The sequence below is a fragment of the Nitrosomonas communis genome, assembly GCF_024102715.1.
GTDB classification, from domain to species: domain Bacteria; phylum Pseudomonadota; class Gammaproteobacteria; order Burkholderiales; family Nitrosomonadaceae; genus Nitrosomonas; species Nitrosomonas communis_B.
In genome coordinates this window covers 13876-32081 of the sequence record NZ_JAGFJM010000111.1, presented here as the reverse complement: position 1 = coordinate 32081, position 18206 = coordinate 13876, and the positions used below count along the sequence as shown (strand labels likewise).

The following is an 18206-nucleotide window of genomic DNA, read 5'->3' as shown; positions in this document are numbered from 1 at the left end:
AGCTTCAGCGCTTCATACAGTTCATCCGGAACCGTCGGTATGTCCGCATGCAATGCCCCAGCAAACATTACCCCACATGCTACTACTAACCCCTGCAGCCATTTCCTGGCATCCATTCCTCTCTCCTCCCTTTTGCGTTTTTAAATCTCTTTTTTTACTTGATTCGTTGATCAAATCATCGCTTTAATCGAACCTGCTAAGCGACTTTTATGTCGTGCAGCTTTATTTTTATGGATAATCCCTTTGTCTGCGATGGAATCTAAAATGCCGCTTGATTTTCTAAACACAGTCGCAGCTAGTTCTTTATCCCCTGATTCAATCGCTTTTCTTACGCTTTTGATCGCAGTCCTCATTCTAGATCGTAAACTAAAATTTAGCTCTCGCCTCCGAACGGTTTGTCTTGCCCGCTTTCTGGCTTGTGCAGTGTTGGCCATATTAATTCCTCGATTTTTTATGCTAAAAAACTTTAGGATGTTACGTTTATTCTAAAAATAATGCAAGAATACATAGCGATCAATGAGCGCAACCAGCATACAAAATCATGATAATTATCTTAGAAACCGCATCTGAACGAGGTGCTGGACACGGTGGTCCCGGGCGAATAAGGCGCGATGAAGCCGTTAAACTGCTCTCTACGGCGAAGAACAACACCGCATTCATATCTGACACAGGATGCAATGCACCCATAGCGGTCTCACCATACAAACAGATGAGAAAATTCAGAAAACTCTTCTATTTCCTACTTATACACATAGCCCAAGTTTATTACACCCGGACAACATGAATGAGTCTAGTGGATCGTTTCAGTAAAAAGCTTCTGTCGCTCACGGTGAGGCTGTCGAACCGCCAGGCAACTGACATTGACCTTCGACAGGCTCAGGCCGAACGGTATCTTCGCAAATGTCTTACTGAAACGACTCACCAGTCATTTACATTCAAACTCTATTTGAACGAATAGGCGTTAAATAATTGGCAAAACTTTTAGCAGCAACAAGCCAACTGAAAGTTTCTGCTCTAGCTCGCGCTTGTTGACGGCTAATTTGAAGGGCTTTCATGGTTGCCTCCTTCAAATCATGCGACATAACCCCTCCATCACTATCACCGATGACCTCAAGCGGACCATCAGCTGGATAACATGCTACTGGTGTTCCTGTTGCCATAGCTTCAAGTAAAACCAACCCAAAAGTGTCAGATGTACTGGGAAATACAAAAACATCAGCACTAGCATATAACGCGACTAATTCATTGCGCGGTAATATTCCTAACCAATTTACAGTTGGATAATGTTGCCTGAGCTGTCTTTCCAGCGGCCCCACACCACAAACCACCTTACTACCTGGAAAGTCCATCTCCAAAAATGCTGCAATATTTTTTTCATAGGAGATACGACCCACAAATAATGCCACAGGCCTTGGTAAAGCACCTAAAGCTGGAAAAATAACTGGTTGTTCATGATATCTAAAAAAATCAATATCGACCCCATGCGTCCAAGGTTTAAGATTTTGAAAGCCTCGCCTTTGCAAGCCAGATAAAACAGATTGCGTAGGAACCATCACACCTGATGAAGGCTGGTGAAAACGTCTAAGCAGTGCATACCCCCAAGAAACTGGGACTTTAACCGATGCATTAAAGATCTCAGGAAATTTTGTATGAAATGCAGAAGTAAAAGACCAGCCTGATTGCAAACATAAAGAACGAGCCGCCCAACCTAACGGTCCTTCGGTCGCAATATGAATCGCATCAGGTTTAAACTTCTGCAGCATTTGAAACAATTGCTTATTAGGGCGAATTGCCAGATCAATTCCTGGATAACCCGGACAAGGACGTGTCTTAAAAAATCCTGGATGAACAACTTCCACATGGTAGCCAAGCCTTTCAAGTTCTATTATTAACTCAATCAGTGTTGTTACCACGCCATTAACCTGCGGTTGCCAGGCATCACTAACAAGTGCGAGCTTCATGCTAGCACCTCATCTTTTTCCTCAACCCTTGCGGCAGCAGGCACACCATCAGATATAGCCAAAACGCCCTCCCTGATAGCAGAACACGGGTTTCTCAGCTCCTGCTGACACTGAGGCCAGTGGATTAACTCCAGCCGTCCATCAACGTGCTCCACTAACGCCGTTAAACTCTCCACCCAGTCACCATCATTGCAATAAAGAATACCCTCAATATCGCGCATCTCAGCATGGTGTATATGTCCACAGATGACACCATCAAGACCACGCCGACGCGCTTCCATGGCAACAGCCTGCTCAAACGAAGTAACGTAATTAACTGCTGTTTTCACTTTATACTTGAGATACCTTGAAAGCGACCAATAAGGCATGCCCAACCGAGCGCGCAATGAACTTAAATATCGATTAAGTTTTAAAGTTAACTCGTAAAGATTATCACCTACATACGCAAGCCATTTAGCACACTGAATTACGCCGTCAAAATAGTCGCCATGTACTACCCAAAATTTACGACCATCGACCGTCTCATAAATAACCTCATCGACTACTTCTATGCCTCCAAAAGAGTGCCCCAGAAACTCTCGGGCAAATTCGTCATGATTGCCTGGGATATAAACAACTTTGCAGCCCTTGCGAACACGACGCAGCAATTTCTGTATTACATCGTTATGAGCCTGCGGCCAATGCCAGCGTCGTCGCAACTGCCAACCATCAATAATATCGCCAACCAGATAGAGCTGTTCACTGGGATAAGCTCTTAAAAACTCCAGCAAAGCCTGTGCCTGACAGCCCGGAGTCCCGAGATGTATATCAGAAATAAAAACAGTACGAACCCTTGGCTTGAAAACTTCCCTAGATGCATCCGCACTTCTTGAAAGAGGCACTATAAAATCACGCTCATCGGAAGTGCGTTTCGTTAATTTATTCATGTCTACCCCAAGAAGTGTTTGCGGTAACGGCTTGGCAAATCCTCCATCCGCATTAACATTGGCAAATCAGCAGTATTGAAGCCAGGATCCCACGCTGGCGTACCTAACACTTTTGCTCCCACACGCAAATACCCTTTAACTAATGCAGGCAGATCAACTTCTAATGTCTGATCTAAATCATCGACCGGCAGGGGCAAACGTGGTTTAACTTGATACTCGCTAGCCGCCATATGCTTATCTCGCATTTGGCGCCATATACTTGCCGCCGCATGTCCCATGCCAACTTGTTTGTTGTAGCTCAGATCTAAATTCATCGGTATGCTGACACAGCCTACTATATCCTTCAATCTGTTACGAATCATAAAGTTAACTAGCGCTTTCCACAGCGCCATGATCACGCCGCCGTATCGATAATCTTTGCGCACACAACTGCGACCCAATTCAGCCATATGCTCACGCAGAGGATGCAGTGGACTTAAGTCAAATTCACCATCGCTGTATATTCTTCCAGCAAGTTTAGCTTGTGCCGGCGTAAGCACTCGGTAAGTACCAATCACCTGCCAGGTTTCACGGTCCCTTACGAGCAGATGTTCACAATAATCATCAAAGACATCTATGTCATAACCAGGAACAATATCCGGCAAAGACGCTCCCATTTCACCGGCAAAAATCTCATATCTCAGTTGCTGGGCTTCGCGCACCTCACTTTGGTGTTTTGCCCAACTAGTCACGATACCTGACTTATTTACCCAGTCAGTAGAGAAGCATGAAGCAGTCTTTGGCACTTGAATTCTTTCTTGAGAAAAAGGATTCTGTAGCACATCTGCTGTTAAGACGAACGACTCGCTCATGTTTTACTCCTTTTATGGTTAAGGTACTGAGTCACTTGGCTCAGCATTCACCCATAATTTTTCTGGAGTTACGTGATTTCTCTGTGTCAGTTTTATGAAATTCTCATGACGGCATCACTCCCTCTTACGCAGATGAGAATGAATAAATTAAGGATGGGCGAGATGATTTCTTTAGGAATCACTCAGGAATAAAATGAAAAAGTAAATTTCCCCGGCAAAGCCGTAGGTTTTAATTTTGTGAGCCGCTCAAAACGGCAAAATGGGGCCGCTTACACGACCCCAATCTTTTTAGCCACCTGAAGAAGGTAAGCGGTTATCACCACAGATTCATCTGATCCAGACGCTTGTTTTCTTCCTCTTGGTGACGTATTGCATTCCCGTATCCTTTGTTCATCTCGTCCTACCGTTGGCACGAAATGACCTCTCGCCCCAAAATGCTGCCCTACAAAGTTGCGAGCTAAAAGAATCAGGGTGACCGTATCACACGGTCAAACCTTTAATAGTCCCCTAGCATAGCCGGGGGATTACCCTATTTATTTAAGCCAGAATTATCCTCTAAGCAGGCTTAATTTCGATCCTCTGGAATTTCACTTAGTGTAGTGTATTGCACAATTATGTAAAGCAAAGGCCTCAAGCCAGATAAACTATTCCAAAAAAAAGCAGCAAAATGCATCGGTAGCATAGCAATAGACAGGAAAAAATATGCCGCCTTTCTCAATTAATAATGATACAACCGAGTCACTTAGCAATGAAAATTGACAACCCTCCTCATTTAGCATAATATTCTTGGTTGATTTGTGTTCAAAAGAAAACACTCAACAAAAAGAGCGAGATAAGTTCAGTGAAAACCTTTTCAGCTAAACCACATGAAGTCAAACATGATTGGTTTGTTATAGATGCGACTGATAAAGTTTTAGGAAGATTAGCCGCAGCAATAGCCCATCGTTTACGGGGAAAACATAAGCCTATCTATACACCCCATGTCGATACAGGTGATTATATCGTTGTCGTGAATGCTGACAAGATACGCGTAACCGGTAATAAAATGGAAGATAAGAAATACTATCGGCATAGCGGCTATCCTGGAGGGATATACGAAACTAATTTCAAGAAGATGCACGCACGTTTTCCCGGAAGACCTCTGGAAAAAGCAGTTAAGGGTATGCTGCCTAAAGGTCCTTTGGGATACGCCATGTTTAAAAAACTTAAAGTGTATGCAGGTGATGCTCATCCACATACTGCACAGCAACCAAAATTATTAGAAGTTAGAGCTTAATTTATGGCAATAAATTATAATTACGGAACTGGTCGTAGAAAGAGTGCTGTAGCCAGAGTTTTTATTAAACCAGGAAACGGTCTATTTATCATAAATAATAAGCCGGTTGATGAATATTTTTCGCGCGAAACAGGTCGCATGATTGTTCGTCAACCACTCGAATTAACCGGTAATATGTCGAATCTGGATATAATGGTTAATATCTGCGGTGGTGGAGAATCAGGGCAAGCCGGTGCAGTGCGTCACGGAATAACGAGAGCTTTAATTGATTATGATGCCGCACTTAAACCAGTTTTAAGCAAAGCTGGCTTTGTAACACGTGATGCGCGTGAAGTTGAGCGGAAGAAAGTTGGTCTACGTAAAGCACGTCGACGCAAACAATTCTCTAAACGCTAAATTATCTATCTTTTCAATGAAAGCCGCCCTTTCTTGGCGGCTTTTTTGTTTTACCAGAATTAAGATATGCTACCCTGCACAGGAATACTATGATTAAAGTTGGTATAGTAGGTGGAACAGGCTACACAGGGGTGGAATTGCTTCGCATTCTTGCGCAACACCCAAAAGTCAAGTTAAAAGAAATCACTTCACGCCAGGAAGCAGGAATGGCAGTTGATGAGTTATTTCCCAGTTTACGCAAGCAAGTAACCCTTAAGTTTTCTGATCCCAGCAAAGCAAATCTGAGCAAATGCGATCTCGTTTTCTTTGCAACTCCTAACGGGGTTGCTATGCAACAAGCAAGATCCTTATTTGATGCTGGTGTGCTTATTATTGACCTATCTGCTGATTTTCGCATTAAAAATATCGCGGAATGGGAAAAATGGTATGGCATGCCTCATGCGTGTCCAGAATTGGTTGCCGAAGCAGTATACGGCCTACCCGAATTAAATCGAAAGCATATAAAAAATGCACGGTTAATAGCCAATCCAGGATGTTACCCTACAGCGGTACAGCTTGGCTTTCTGCCTCTCATTGAGGAAGGAGTAGTCGATACTAATCAACTGATTGCTGACACAAAATCAGGCGTATCAGGCGCAGGACGCAAAGCTGAAATCAATACATTATTTTCAGAGGCTGCGGATAATTTTAAATCTTACGCAGTGCCAGGACACCGCCATCTACCTGAAATAAAACAGGGCTTATCCATTGCGGCTAAAAAAGAGGTGGGCCTCACATTCGTGCCTCACCTTACGCCAATGATTCGTGGAATACATGCAACCTTATATGCGAAGCTTACTAAAAAAGTTGATTTGCAAACTTTATACGCAAATCGTTATGCCAGCGAACCATTTGTCGATGTTCTACCAGCAGGAAAACATCCAGAAACGCGTTCTGTCCGCGGATCCAATTATTGCCGGATTGCAGTGCATCGCCCACAAGATGGCAAAATTGCGGTAATACTCTCAGTAACAGATAATCTTGTTAAAGGCGCTGCAGGACAAGCAGTACAAAATATGAATATCATGTTTGGTTTCCGGGAAACATTGGGGATCGAACATATTCCGCTATTGCCCTAAACGACATTAACTTAACTTGTCTTTTGTAAAATAAGAAACTGTTCCAATAGAAATACGTCCAACTGAAGTAAATTAGTCATGCCGTTAATTCTACTGAGATTCAAATGAATTAATTTTCAAAGCTTCAAAATAGTATAGTTTATTCAAGATTTTCATTTAATGACAGATAGGTAGGATGATATGAACGCAATCACAAATAATATACCTCACGAGAAACAGTCACCCTTAATCTTTACTGAAAACGCAGCTGACAAGGTTAAGAACTTGATAGAAGAAGAAGGCAATCATAATTTAAAATTAAGAGTATTCATCAGCGGAGGGGGATGCTCGGGTTTTCAATATGGTTTTACTTTCGATGAGTCCATTAATGAAGATGATTTTGTTATAGAAAAAGAAGGGGTAAAACTAATAATTGATTCAATGAGTTTCCAGTATTTAATTGGAGCTGAAATTGATTACCAGGAGAATCCCCAGGGCGCGCAATTTATTATTAAGAATCCTTCTGCAGCAAGCACTTGTGGCTGCGGCTCCTCCTTTTCTATTTAATTATTAACTCGAAATCAGGCAGTATGAATCGCCCCCAGAATGCGATGGCCTTGCGCACCCGTTACCACAGGAAGATTACCAGGTGCTTTATTAATCGTTTGGTTGGCTAACCAGGCAAAAGCAAATGCCTCAATCCAATCTGCATCTATACCTAACACATCGGTTAGATCAACACTTCTGCTAGGTAATGCTGCTTTCAGTTCAGCCACAAGCCTTCCATTGCGCGCCCCACCACCACACAAATAAATTTCCTCGGCCTCTGGGAAATAAAGCAGTATGGCTCGTGCAATCGTTTCAGTGGAAAGTTTCAGTAAGGTAGCCTGCACATCTTCTGGCAACTCATGTCCACGCAAATAACTTCTTAACCAATCAATACTAAACATCTCCCTGCCAGTGCTTTTCGGTGGCAGTAAAGAGAAGAAGGGAAATGCCAAGAATGCTTCTAGCAACCCGGGAATAACACATCCAGTTCCAGCCCAGGAGCCATTGTGATCATAACTGCCTCCTTGATGCTGCAAACACCAGGCATCCATCAAAATATTCCCTGGACCACAATCAAAACCAATTATGTCACCCTTAGGCGGAAGGCTAGTAATGTTTGCAATTCCACCAATGTTGACTATGATACGATGTGTTTTTGTGTGGCCAAACAAAACCTGATGAAATGCTGGCACTAAGGGAGCACCCTGCCCTCCCGCTGCTATATCACGACTTCTGAAATCAGAAACTACAGTAATACCAGTAAGTTCAGCCAGAAGCGCAGCATTACCCAATTGGATACTATAGGCTCTATCAGGTTGCGGGCAATGTCTTACTGTTTGACCATGACAGCCAATAGCAGTAATGCTTTGCGAATTTATGCCACTACTGGCAAGAAGACCTTCTACGGTATCAGCATATAATCTGGATAATCTGTTACTTAACAAAGCAGCACGATGAAGCTCATCATGACCCACTTGATTTAACGCCAGCAATTGCTCGCGTAAATAGTCGTCATAAGGCAAGAAATAAGTCTGAATCAGGGAAGGTACCGATGAATCAAAGCTTACTAGCGCTGCATCCACTCCATCCAGACTTGTTCCAGACATGATGCCAATATATAGAGATTCTCTCAATGACTTAACTCATCACCAAACTGGAGTTATATCTGAAAAACTCAGGAATCAATTGGCAGAAGCAAAATTGGTATTACGCAGAAGGTTTAACCGGGCAACGAGCTCTTTTGTTTCTCTATGAAACGCAGCTCTATTCTTTTTGCTGATAGGAAGTGCAGCAGGCATTACCAACTTTGACGGATCACGCTGTACCCCATTTACGCGAAGCTCATAATGCAGATGCGGACCTGTTGCCATTCCGGTTGCACCAACATACCCGATCACTTCACCTTGCTTGACATACCCTGCTTTTTGTATACCTTTCTTAAAAGCTGATAAGTGCCCATAAGCAGTGCTATATTCCCCGCGATGCTTCAAAATAATCAGATTTCCATATCCGTTTTGCCAGCCACTATATTCTATCGTCCCATCAGCGGTCGCCATTATGGGGGTACCCGTTGGTGCTGCATAATCCACTCCTCTATGAGCACGCCATTGCTTCAATATCGGATGGAAGCGGGCATTTGTAAATCCTGAACTGATTCGGGAAAATTCTAGTGGCGCCCGCAAAAACGGCTTACGTAAACTCTCACCGGCTGGGGTATAGTAATCGCCTTCTTCATCAGATGGCTGGAAATATACTGCCCGATAAGATTTACCCTTGTTAATAAATTCAACGGCGAGGACACGCCCATGCTGTACATTCTCGCCATTATCCTGGAATGTCTCGTAAACGACTGTAAAGCGATCACCCTTGTGCAAATCACGATAAAAATCAATATCTGATGCAAAAATATTAGCAATCTGCATTGCAATATTAGTGGGCAATCCAGCAGCATCGGTAGCTGCAAACAGAGAACTTTCTATAACACCAGAGCCAACACGGATACGCGCGTTCACTTCAGCAGATTGCTCACTCATTTCATAAGTGTCATCAATCTTTTCCATCAAGAACTGTTCTCCGTTACCATAAAAATATCGTAGTGTTAACAGTTCTCCATCTGCTGTGGCTTCAGCATGAATAATTTCTCCTGGTTTTAGTTGCCGCATTGCTTTACTGTCTTTGGCAGCACGCAAAAAATTGGCTTTGTCCTGCTGATTAATCTCCAGTCGCGAAAGAATCGCTGCAATCGTGTCTCCACGACGAATATTCTCCTGGTGCCAGAAAGCGCTATCAGTATCAGTAGCAACTTGCATTTCAGGAAGCGAGAGCGTACGAACAATTTTTCGTTCAGGGATATTTTGTAATGAAGTATTTGGCGAAATACCAAACGCAGTAACGATACCAAATAGAGGCAGACTGGATAAGATTGTTAACCAACGTAATCTTTTTTGTGTAAACACCAACGGCTTTTGCGCTAGAATCCTCATTTTATCGCGTGGTGACGTATATAGCATCTTATGTTACATCTCCTATCTATTGTGAGCCGGCCCCTAGTCTAGCACAAAAATGTACAATCCCTAGTCTGGTGTTCCATAACAAACAAACTTAAAATAGCGAATCATTCAGATCTTGAAAATAATTCATTGTATTTATTGTGTCTAATTCAATCACTGAACAACTAAAAAAAATCAAGCGTGGCTGTCATGAGTTGCTGGTAGAAGAAGAACTAATCCAGAAACTGAAGACAGGTATTCCTTTAAGAGTTAAAGCTGGCTTTGATCCCACTGCTCCTGATTTGCACCTGGGTCATACTGTATTGCTCAATAAGCTACGCCAGCTGCAAGATATGGGCCATCATATTTTGTTTCTGATTGGTGATTTTACCGGAATGATCGGCGACCCCAGCGGTAAAAATTCAACACGTCCTCCATTAACTCGTGAAGAAGTCAAGCAAAATGCAAGCTCTTATACGGATCAGGTCTTCAAAATCCTTAGATCAGATCAAACTGAAGTAGTCTTTAACTCCACTTGGATGGATAAGCTTAATGCAACCGATCTGATCAAACTTGCCGCAACTCACACCGTTGCGCGCATGCTGGAAAGAGATGACTTCAACAAACGTTACTGTAATAACCAAGCGATCGCTCTCCATGAATTCCTGTATCCGCTTATTCAAGGCTATGATTCAGTTGCACTCAAGGCTGATATCGAGTTAGGAGGTACTGATCAAAAATTCAATCTATTGATGGGACGTGAATTACAAAAACATTTTGGCCAGTCACCGCAATGTATCCTCACCATGCCATTGCTGGAAGGATTAGATGGCATTAACAAAATGTCCAAATCCCTAAATAACTATGTGGGTATTACGGAAAGTCCTACAGAAATATTCGGAAAACTCATGTCGGTTTCCGATACATTGATGTGGCGTTATATCGAGCTATTATCATTTGCATCATTAGAGACCATCCATAACTGGAAGCAGGAAGTGGAAAAAGGCCGAAATCCGCGAGAAATTAAAGTGCTGTTTGCTCAGGAAATTGTTACCCGTTTCCATAGCAAGACAGATGCCGAGAAAGCTTTAATCGATTTCGAAGCACGCTTTAAGAAAGGCATTCTACCCGATGATATTCCTGAAAAATTACTAGCAATTGATGAAGCTAACATTCCTATTGCCCAACTACTTAAACAAGCAGGATTGACTTCCAGCACTAGCGAAGCATTGCGCATGATTGAACAAGGTGGGGTAAAGTTAAATGGAAATAAAATCGTTGACAAAACACTTCATCTCGCAGCGGGTGAAACTGTCATTGTTCAAGTAGGCAAACGTAAATTTTCTAAAGTAATGATAACCTCAACAAAATCGCCGATTTAAAAAACTTAAAAAGCTCGACATAACCAATATTTCCTGTATACTGCTCGGTCTACTTGAATTGTAGTGATTTATTTTTAGATTCCATCGTTTCTGACCTCCTTTCGATTTTCCCACAGTTTTTAGTCTGGAAATTACGTTATACCCACTGGTTAGCTGCGATGCTTTACTTCTGCGCCAGCGGTATTTGTAGCCTACGTGTTTCTGGTCTCAATCCCTGCTCGCGTATTTTTTTACTTATACACATCAGGAAAACAACGTGTCTTTTGAAGATTTGAATTTACATCCCGCTATTATCAAAGCCATTAATGATTTAGGTTACACTGCCCCTACCCCTATCCAGCAACAAGCTATTCCAGAATTAATTAAGGGTCATGATGTCATGGCATCAGCCCAAACAGGCACCGGTAAAACCGCTGCGTTCATGTTGCCCGCACTTAACCGCCTTGCCACGCCTGCAAAAATACATGGCCGTGGACCGCGCATACTGGTATTGACACCTACACGTGAGCTTGCCTTGCAAGTTTCTGATGCCACAAATAAGTATGGCAAGTACCTGTCGCGTGTCAGAGTTGTCAGTATTCTGGGGGGAATGTCCTACGTACTGCAAAATAAATTATTATCTCAAACAGTAGATATCTTGGTTGCAACACCCGGCCGTTTAATCGATCACATTCAGCGCGGACGCATTGATTTCTCCCGCCTGGAAATGCTGGTATTGGACGAAGCAGATCGGATGCTTGATATGGGATTCGTGCATGACGTTGAAAGTATTGCCTCAGTTACTCCATCAAATCGCCAGACTTTATTATTTTCTGCCACCCTTGACTCGATGATAGATAAAATTGCGGCACGATTATTGAAATCACCTAAACGCATTCAGGTAGCTTCACATCGCGCAAAACTGGAAAACATCGAGCAACGCCTTCATTACGTCGACGATCTCTCGCATAAAAATAGACTACTGGATCATTTATTGCGTGATCAATCACTTAAACAAGCCATCGTGTTTACGGCAACCAAACGTGACGCAGATGAGTTAGCTGACGATCTCGCAGCACAAGGACATGAGGCCGGTGCGCTCCATGGCGACATGAGCCAGCGTGAACGCACGCGCACGCTAACCAAGCTGCGCAACGGCAGGCTACGCATTCTGGTTGCTACCGATGTCGCAGCAAGAGGAATAGATGTCGCTGACATTACTCATGTTATCAATTTTGATTTACCAAAATTTGCTGAAGACTATGTGCATCGTATCGGACGAACCGGCCGCGCGGGCGCATCAGGTATTGCTGTTTCCTTTGCTTCTGGAAAAGATAGCATCAGTCTAAAAAGAATTGAACGTTTCACGGGACACCGTATTACCCCCTCTGTTATTCCAGGTATGGAACCAAAATTCAAACCACGATTGGGGCAGAATGATGGAAAATCCCAAAGGACTCCTCATGTTGCTCATAAACGTAATCGTTCCTGGGCATCGAATGAAAAAAATGTGTTTAACCATGCTGATTCAAACAGAAATTCTCCTCATAAATACGGTCGTTCAACCGCTAACGACAGCAGGAAACGCTCATTTAGACGCTCAAGCCAATTTAACTCCGGTATTTATGCTGAATCAAGCAATTAACTAAAAGAAAAGGCTAACTACGGCAGTCCGCTGCCGTAGCAGCAGCGTGCAATCACCTGCTACTCAGTTGCAATCGACTTAGGAATTCCACATTCTGATGGGTCAAATCTCATGCAAGCAATCTTCGTTTTTTTAACATACGCAAAATCCAGCATACCGCCAAGCCAGCCAGCATATGCTTCAGCGTATGGCCACTTACCACCTGACCGAGATGATATATTTCCCCGTCCAGCATTTCTGCTAACTTAGCCAGACCATACAGGAAAATCACCACGTAAATATCTGTTCCTCGCGTATAACGAGAAGGAAATAAAATGGCCAGCAAAATGATCAGGAATATCGAGCAGAACTGCACGACAATATAAAAATTCAGATTCCCAGCACCTTGCTGTTCACTCCAGCCCCAGTAGATTACGCTTGCACTCCCAATCATTACCAGCACTGGCAGCCATTGCAAGCCCTGTCTGCTACCGACACGCTCAGTCACGGTTGCTGCTAATAGGCCCATAATGCCTGTTGCTATAGGCAATCGATCCCAAAATAAAGCAGTGTTGTCTGGTTGCCAGTGATAATAAGCTGAACCCACACCAACCATGATCATGCTTAAGAACACGATCAGGTACGGCCAGCATTCTGACAATGTAGCAAAATTTTTTTGCGAGGACAGCGCCTGCACTCGCCATAGAAACACCAAACCAGCTATGCCAACAAACAAGAAAATCAGATTCGAAGCAACATTGAGAAAATTCGGCACACCCAGAAATGATCGCTGATCAATAAGCTCATGATATGCAAGAGGCTGGGGAATCGGTGGCAAGATCGCGGCGACCAGCAGTGCCATAGCGAAAAGAATGATTAGAATATAAAATCTAATTCTCATAGCATTCAGTACCAGCCACAAAAGCACTCAACGATCTTTCTTCAGCGTAGTTGCGCCACCGCTTCCTCGATACGCCTTACCGCGATGACCTCCAGACCAGGAATAGATTGCTTCGGTTGGTTAGCCTTAGGGATAATCGCTTTAACAAAACCCAATTTAGCCGCTTCCTTCAATCTTTCCTGACCACGCTGGACAGGACGTACCTCTCCTGCCAAGCCGATTTCTCCGAACACCACTAATTTCTCAGGGAGTGGTTTGTTTTTCAGGGAAGAAACAATCGCAAGCACGACAGCCAAATCTGCTCCAGGCTCTGTTATTTTGGCGCCGCCCACAGCATTGATAAATACATCTTGATCAAAGCAAGGAATACCCGCATGGCGGTGCAACACCGCCAGCAACATCGCCAGTCGATTTTGTTCTAATCCAACACTTAATCTCCTTGGATTAGGCGCATGCGCTTCATCCACTAATGCTTGGATCTCAACCAATAATGGACGCGTTCCTTCTTGCGTCACCATCACACACGTACCGGGTACTTTCTCATCATGATGGGAAAGAAACAAGGCTGAAGGATTACTGACTTCGCGCAACCCTTTCTCAGTCATTGCAAAAACGCCTAACTCATTGACGGCGCCGAAGCGATTCTTGAATGCCCGCACCAAACGGAAACTGGAATGAGTATCGCCTTCAAAGTAAAGCACGGTATCCACCATATGTTCGAGCACACGCGGCCCCGCGAGTGCTCCTTCCTTGGTCACATGACCAATCAGAATCATGCAGATTTCTTGAGTTTTGGCTAATCGGGTTAACTGGGCAGCACATTCACGCACCTGAGCGACTGATCCAGGGGCAGATTGCAGTGCATCCGAATAAGTTGTTTGAATTGAGTCAATCACGGCCACTTTCGGTTGATGCTCAGTAAGTATCGCTTGGATGTTACCCAACTGAATTTCGGTCAATAGCTTGACCGCCGTCACATCCAAAGCCAGACGTTTGGCCCGTAAGGCGACTTGTTGTGCTGACTCCTCACCACTGATATACAACACCTGATGCCTGGTTGACATGGCCGATAACGCCTGCAATAACAAAGTGGATTTGCCAATACCTGGATCACCGCCAAGCAGTACGACACCCCCCCGCACCAAGCCGCCTCCCAATACCCGATCGAATTCGGTCATACCAGTGGTATAACGTGGCGTTTCTTCCGTTTCAATTTCATTTAAATTATGCACTTGAGCAGATGCAGTCACGGGAATAAAACGGAAAATATTCTTCTCAGCAACTGTTTCTACCAGGGTATTCCATTCCCGGCAATGCGGGCACTGGCCTTGCCATTTCAAGGTCTGGCCACCACAGGCATTGCAACAATAGAGCGATTTAGACCTGGCCATCGTTTAAGCTTGATTGCTACTGTTATCTTTAACCCAATAGCTGGCTAACTTATTAATCGTAAACCTCAGCCTCGTGAAAACTTTTTCCTTGCAAATCTTTAGCCGATAGCACCGGCTCCTCATCGATAAGCCAATCGATATTCAAAACCGGATCGTTCCATAGAATGCACCGCTCATACTCTGGCGCCCAGTAATCTGTTGTTTGATAGAGAAATTCTGCAAATGCTGAAAGTACGACAAAACCATGAGCGAAACCTTCAGGAATCCAGAGCTGTTTCTTGTTTTCTGCACTGAGAATTTCTCCGATCCACTGTCCAAACGTGGGAGAAGTTTTACGAAGATCCACTGCCACATCGAACACCTCGCCGACAATCACACGCACTAGTTTACCTTGAGGCTGCTTGATTTGATAATGCAAGCCGCGCAAAACATGTTTCATGGAGCGGGAATGATTACTTTGGACAAATGTAGCCTGGTTATTGATTAAAGTGGCAAACTGACGTTGATTATAACTTTCAAAAAAGAAACCCCGTTCATCGCTAAATACGCGTGGCTCAATCAAATATACATCAGGTATCGCCAATGGCGTGGCTTTCATATTCAAGCAAACACCTCCCTATTCTGAACGACCATCAATGTAGGCATGCTCTAGTATCTGTATTAAATACTGGCCATAACCATTTTTATTCAGCAAATGAGCCAATTTCTCCAATTGAGCAGCATCAATCCAACCTTTTCGATAAGCAATTTCTTCTGGACAGGCTATTTTGAGTCCTTGTCGATGCTCCATCGTTGCCACAAACTGACTGGCATCCAGCAATGATTCGTAAGTACCGGTATCAAGCCATGCATAACCACGGCCCATAATTTCAACCTTGAGACTATTTTGCAGCAAATAAAGCCGGTTGAGATCAGTGATTTCCAGTTCATTACGTGCCGAAGTTTTAAGACTCCTTGCAAAATCAACCACCTGCTGATCATAAAAATACAAGCCGGTCACGGCATAATTTGATTTAGGCTGCCTGGGTTTTTCTTCCAGACCGATAGCCAGACCTTTTTGATCAAACTCAACCACGCCATAACGTTCAGGATCATTGACATGATAAGCAAAAACACTCGCACCCTCATGACGTAGCATGGCATTGTCAAGCAAATGATGAAAATCATGCCCATAAAAAATATTATCTCCTAAAATAAGCGCAGAATTGTCATTTGCAATAAATGATTCGCCGATGATAAAAGCCTGGGCCAAGCCATCTGGCGACGGCTGAATAGCATAAGATAAATTCAGCCCCCATTGTTCACCACTTCCCAGTAGATTTCTGAAAAGCGGCGTATCTTGCGGTGTGGAAATAATGAGAATATCGCGAATACCTGCCAACATCAGTGTGCTCAGCGGATAATAAACCATCGGCTTATCGAACACCGGTAACAACTGCTTGGAAACCACCTGGGTAACAGGATGTAGCCGGGTACCAGAACCACCCGCTAAAATGATACCTTTTCTTCGGCAAACCGCAGTTTGTGCCTGATTAGCTGAATACATTGAAGTCATTTTTATCTTTCTAACTTTTTACATTGAATTTGAATGCTTCTATCCACTGAATAAAAGATTCGCTAAAACGGATTGCATAAAACTTGACCATGATAATTTTCTTACCAAAGAATGTGTATAACCTTTCCTTCACTTTAATTCGCGCAAGGCGCATCAATTGTACATTGATATTCAAATAAGCTGACCATGACAGAAATACAATTGTGCCGCCGCCTCATGGTATGGATTGCTCCTTACTGGACAATGTTCGCACTTGCCATCGGTAGTCTGATCGCTATTGCACTGACCACATCCCTATTACCATTACTCATCAAACAACTACTCGACAATGCTCAAACCAGTGAAAACGAGTTAGAACAATTAGAATTTGTTCTACTAACTATACTCGGTTTATTAGTTACACGTGGCATCGCATGTTTTTCCAGTAGTTATTCTAGTAGTTGGATAAGTGGAAAAATTGGAATAGATTTTAGAAAAACGCTGTTTGAAAAACTCTTGGCGTTACCCATTTCTTATGCAGAGAAACCGGATGCAGATAAGTTCAATGCTTATTTTTGCACTCATATTGACCAAGCTACCGCTGGCATCGCTCAGATATTGAATATTCTGCTAAAAGAGATATTCACAATAACAGGTCTGCTGATGGTAATGCTCTTCATAAATCTGGAATTCTCACTCATGGGGCTCCTGATCATGCTGATTATTGGTTCAATCATGCAGTTTGTTTCTCAAATAAACGACTCAAATCAGAAAATACTTCCCCCCTCATTCGACCCTCCTCTGCCATCGCTCACATCGACTCAGCATATCAAATCGATCAAACTCGATGGCGGTCAATCACAAGAAGGTCAACATTTTTACCATTCAATCGAACAGCAAAGAAGATTTATCCTCAAGCAAGCAGCCATTAAAATGTTCAGTCAGACCATTGCGCTCATTCTTATTACTGCCATTCTAGCGGCATTCTTCTTCCTGTTTAAGCAACAGCTCAATCTTCACATGATGACGGCCGGAGATACAGGCGCTTTGATCACAGCGGCACTGATGCTTGTTCTTCCTGCAAGACGATTACTGAACATGCAGTTATCTTTACAAAACCAGTTTCAGGTTATCCACCATATCGACTTACTCCTCGCGCAGCAAGACGAACCTGATGGAGGCCAAGCAAGGCTAGCACGCACGCGCGGTCACATACGGTTCGAAGAAGTCAGTATTTGCAATTACTCCTCAAGCCGCCCCCCCCTCTTCAACCTTACCTTGACGATACAGTCAGGTGAAATCGTCGCACTGGCAAGTTCCAGCGATGATCGGGAGAAGACATTGATCGACCTCATTGCACGGTTCATTCGTCCGACAAATGGCAGGATATTATTAGATGACATTGATATCGCCACGATAAAACTGACTGACTTGCGAGCAAACATGGCCTGGTTAACGCCAGACATCAGACTCCTAAACGATACCATCGCAGCCAATATCGCGTATGGCACAACGCGCTGCGCGACAGAAGCCAGCATTATGAAGGCTGCGCGCACATGCCATGTAACGGAATTTGCGCGTGAAATGCCGCATGGATTGCAAACCAGAATCGGCTTAAAAGATGTTGAGCTCTCGGAAAATCAGCGTCAATGCATCATCATCGCCCGGGCATTACTTAAAAATCCGGCGATTGTCATTATTGATGAAACAACAGCCGTGTTCGATACTCATTGCTCTTTAGTAGACGATGCATTGGATACTCTAATACAAAACCGCACTACCCTGATTATCTCATCCCAGCCAGACATGCTTGGCAAAGCGCACCGTATTATCAAGCTAACATAGTCGGA

General features: G+C 43.6%; 17 protein-coding genes and 1 pseudogene. 7 read left to right on the top strand and 11 right to left on the bottom strand.

Features of this window, described 5'->3' with window-relative positions:
* Positions 1-170: 170 nt before the first annotated feature.
* The 5 genes and pseudogenes from rpsT to J5I83_RS11045 all read right to left on the bottom strand — a co-directional run.
* Positions 171-434, bottom strand: a complete 264-nt coding sequence (gene rpsT, locus J5I83_RS11065; protein ID WP_304056011.1) for a 30S ribosomal protein S20 — start codon at positions 432-434, stop codon at positions 171-173.
* Between the two features lie 501 nt (positions 435-935).
* The gene (locus J5I83_RS11060; protein ID WP_304056008.1) at positions 936-1961 is read right to left on the bottom strand and encodes a glycosyltransferase family 1 protein; all 1026 of its coding nucleotides are present in this window, start codon (positions 1959-1961) and stop codon (positions 936-938) included.
* A complete protein-coding gene (locus J5I83_RS11055) occupies positions 1958-2887 on the bottom strand; it encodes a UDP-2,3-diacylglucosamine diphosphatase (protein WP_304056005.1) in 930 nt (309 codons plus the stop codon). The genes J5I83_RS11060 and J5I83_RS11055 overlap by 4 nt, the downstream gene beginning before the upstream one ends.
* Positions 2888-2889: 2 nt before the next feature.
* Positions 2890-3738 (bottom strand): GNAT family N-acetyltransferase, encoded by an 849-nt coding sequence (locus J5I83_RS11050; RefSeq protein WP_304056003.1) that lies wholly within the window; start codon positions 3736-3738, stop codon positions 2890-2892.
* Positions 3739-4054: 316 nt separating this feature from the next.
* Positions 4055-4193: pseudogene (locus J5I83_RS11045) on the bottom strand (IS200/IS605 family transposase); the annotation flags it as partial.
* Positions 4194-4579: 386 nt separating this feature from the next.
* Here J5I83_RS11045 and rplM point away from each other — a divergent pair.
* The 4 genes from rplM to erpA all read left to right on the top strand — a co-directional run bounded on the left by rplM (position 4580) and on the right by erpA (position 7074).
* Positions 4580-5014 (top strand): 50S ribosomal protein L13, encoded by a 435-nt coding sequence (gene rplM / locus J5I83_RS11040; RefSeq protein WP_304056001.1) that lies wholly within the window; start codon positions 4580-4582, stop codon positions 5012-5014.
* Positions 5015-5017: 3 nt separating this feature from the next.
* Positions 5018-5410, top strand: a complete 393-nt coding sequence (rpsI, locus tag J5I83_RS11035; protein WP_304055998.1) for a 30S ribosomal protein S9 — start codon at positions 5018-5020, stop codon at positions 5408-5410.
* 89 nt (positions 5411-5499) lie between these two features.
* Positions 5500-6528, top strand: coding sequence for an N-acetyl-gamma-glutamyl-phosphate reductase (argC, locus tag J5I83_RS11030; protein ID WP_304055997.1), 1029 nt, complete (start codon positions 5500-5502; stop codon positions 6526-6528).
* 180 nt (positions 6529-6708) lie between these two features.
* Positions 6709-7074 (top strand): iron-sulfur cluster insertion protein ErpA, encoded by a 366-nt coding sequence (gene erpA / locus J5I83_RS11025; RefSeq protein ID WP_304055994.1) that lies wholly within the window; start codon positions 6709-6711, stop codon positions 7072-7074.
* Positions 7075-7088: 14 nt separating this feature from the next.
* Here the strand turns inward: erpA and J5I83_RS11020 are convergent, their stop codons facing one another.
* Both J5I83_RS11020 and J5I83_RS11015 read right to left on the bottom strand, forming a co-directional pair.
* A complete protein-coding gene (locus tag J5I83_RS11020; protein WP_304055991.1) occupies positions 7089-8189 on the bottom strand; it encodes an anhydro-N-acetylmuramic acid kinase in 1101 nt (366 codons plus the stop codon).
* Positions 8190-8237: 48 nt separating this feature from the next.
* Positions 8238-9566 carry a peptidoglycan DD-metalloendopeptidase family protein gene (locus J5I83_RS11015; protein WP_304055987.1) on the bottom strand — a complete coding sequence of 443 codons (1329 nt, stop codon included), beginning with the start codon at positions 9564-9566 and terminating at the stop codon, positions 8238-8240.
* Between the two features lie 140 nt (positions 9567-9706).
* On the opposite strand from J5I83_RS11015, the gene tyrS reads away from it, so the two are divergent.
* Together tyrS and J5I83_RS11005 are read left to right on the top strand one after the other, a co-directional pair.
* Complete coding sequence (gene tyrS, locus J5I83_RS11010) at positions 9707-10927, top strand: tyrosine--tRNA ligase (RefSeq protein ID WP_304055984.1); 1221 nt, start codon at positions 9707-9709, stop codon at positions 10925-10927.
* Between the two features lie 256 nt (positions 10928-11183).
* Complete coding sequence (locus J5I83_RS11005) at positions 11184-12551, top strand: DEAD/DEAH box helicase (protein WP_304055980.1); 1368 nt, start codon at positions 11184-11186, stop codon at positions 12549-12551.
* 109 nt (positions 12552-12660) lie between these two features.
* Here J5I83_RS11005 and J5I83_RS11000 read toward each other — a convergent pair whose 3' ends face one another.
* The 4 genes from J5I83_RS11000 to rfbA all read right to left on the bottom strand — a co-directional run bounded on the left by J5I83_RS11000 (position 12661) and on the right by rfbA (position 16377).
* Entirely contained in the window at positions 12661-13392 is a 732-nt protein-coding gene (locus tag J5I83_RS11000; protein WP_304055979.1) for a ceramidase domain-containing protein, read from the bottom strand.
* Between the two features lie 80 nt (positions 13393-13472).
* Positions 13473-14822: a DNA repair protein RadA gene (gene radA, locus J5I83_RS10995; protein WP_304055977.1), complete on the bottom strand. Its 1350-nt coding sequence runs from the start codon at positions 14820-14822 to the stop codon at positions 13473-13475.
* A gap of 52 nt (positions 14823-14874) precedes the next feature.
* Positions 14875-15420, bottom strand: a complete 546-nt coding sequence (rfbC, locus tag J5I83_RS10990) for a dTDP-4-dehydrorhamnose 3,5-epimerase (RefSeq protein ID WP_304056014.1) — start codon at positions 15418-15420, stop codon at positions 14875-14877.
* Between the two features lie 18 nt (positions 15421-15438).
* The gene (rfbA, locus tag J5I83_RS10985) at positions 15439-16377 is read right to left on the bottom strand and encodes a glucose-1-phosphate thymidylyltransferase RfbA (RefSeq protein WP_304055975.1); all 939 of its coding nucleotides are present in this window, start codon (positions 16375-16377) and stop codon (positions 15439-15441) included.
* A 186-nt stretch (positions 16378-16563) separates the two neighbouring features.
* Between rfbA and J5I83_RS10980 the strand changes: the two genes are divergently transcribed.
* Entirely contained in the window at positions 16564-18201 is a 1638-nt protein-coding gene (locus J5I83_RS10980; RefSeq protein ID WP_304055972.1) for an ABC transporter transmembrane domain-containing protein, read from the top strand.
* Positions 18202-18206 lie beyond the last annotated feature (5 nt).

What these genes read in the sequence shown, in the direction of transcription:
- rpsT (WP_304056011.1), bottom strand. Translation starts at nt 434, where the DNA reads ATGGCCAACACTGCACAAGCCAGAAAGCGGGCAAGACAAACCGTTCGG.
- J5I83_RS11060 (WP_304056008.1), bottom strand. Translation starts at nt 1,961, where the DNA reads ATGAAGCTCGCACTTGTTAGTGATGCCTGGCAACCGCAGGTTAATGGC.
- J5I83_RS11055 (WP_304056005.1), bottom strand. Translation starts at nt 2,887, where the DNA reads ATGAATAAATTAACGAAACGCACTTCCGATGAGCGTGATTTTATAGTG.
- J5I83_RS11050 (WP_304056003.1), bottom strand. Translation starts at nt 3,738, where the DNA reads ATGAGCGAGTCGTTCGTCTTAACAGCAGATGTGCTACAGAATCCTTTT.
- rpsI (WP_304055998.1), top strand. Translation starts at nt 5,018, where the DNA reads ATGGCAATAAATTATAATTACGGAACTGGTCGTAGAAAGAGTGCTGTA.
- argC (WP_304055997.1), top strand. Translation starts at nt 5,500, where the DNA reads ATGATTAAAGTTGGTATAGTAGGTGGAACAGGCTACACAGGGGTGGAA.
- erpA (WP_304055994.1), top strand. Translation starts at nt 6,709, where the DNA reads ATGAACGCAATCACAAATAATATACCTCACGAGAAACAGTCACCCTTA.
- J5I83_RS11015 (WP_304055987.1), bottom strand. Translation starts at nt 9,566, where the DNA reads ATGCTATATACGTCACCACGCGATAAAATGAGGATTCTAGCGCAAAAG.
- J5I83_RS11000 (WP_304055979.1), bottom strand. Translation starts at nt 13,392, where the DNA reads ATGGCACTGCTGGTCGCCGCGATCTTGCCACCGATTCCCCAGCCTCTT.
- radA (WP_304055977.1), bottom strand. Translation starts at nt 14,822, where the DNA reads ATGGCCAGGTCTAAATCGCTCTATTGTTGCAATGCCTGTGGTGGCCAG.
- rfbC (WP_304056014.1), bottom strand. Translation starts at nt 15,420, where the DNA reads ATGAAAGCCACGCCATTGGCGATACCTGATGTATATTTGATTGAGCCA.
- rfbA (WP_304055975.1), bottom strand. Translation starts at nt 16,377, where the DNA reads ATGACTTCAATGTATTCAGCTAATCAGGCACAAACTGCGGTTTGCCGA.
- J5I83_RS10980 (WP_304055972.1), top strand. Translation starts at nt 16,564, where the DNA reads ATGACAGAAATACAATTGTGCCGCCGCCTCATGGTATGGATTGCTCCT.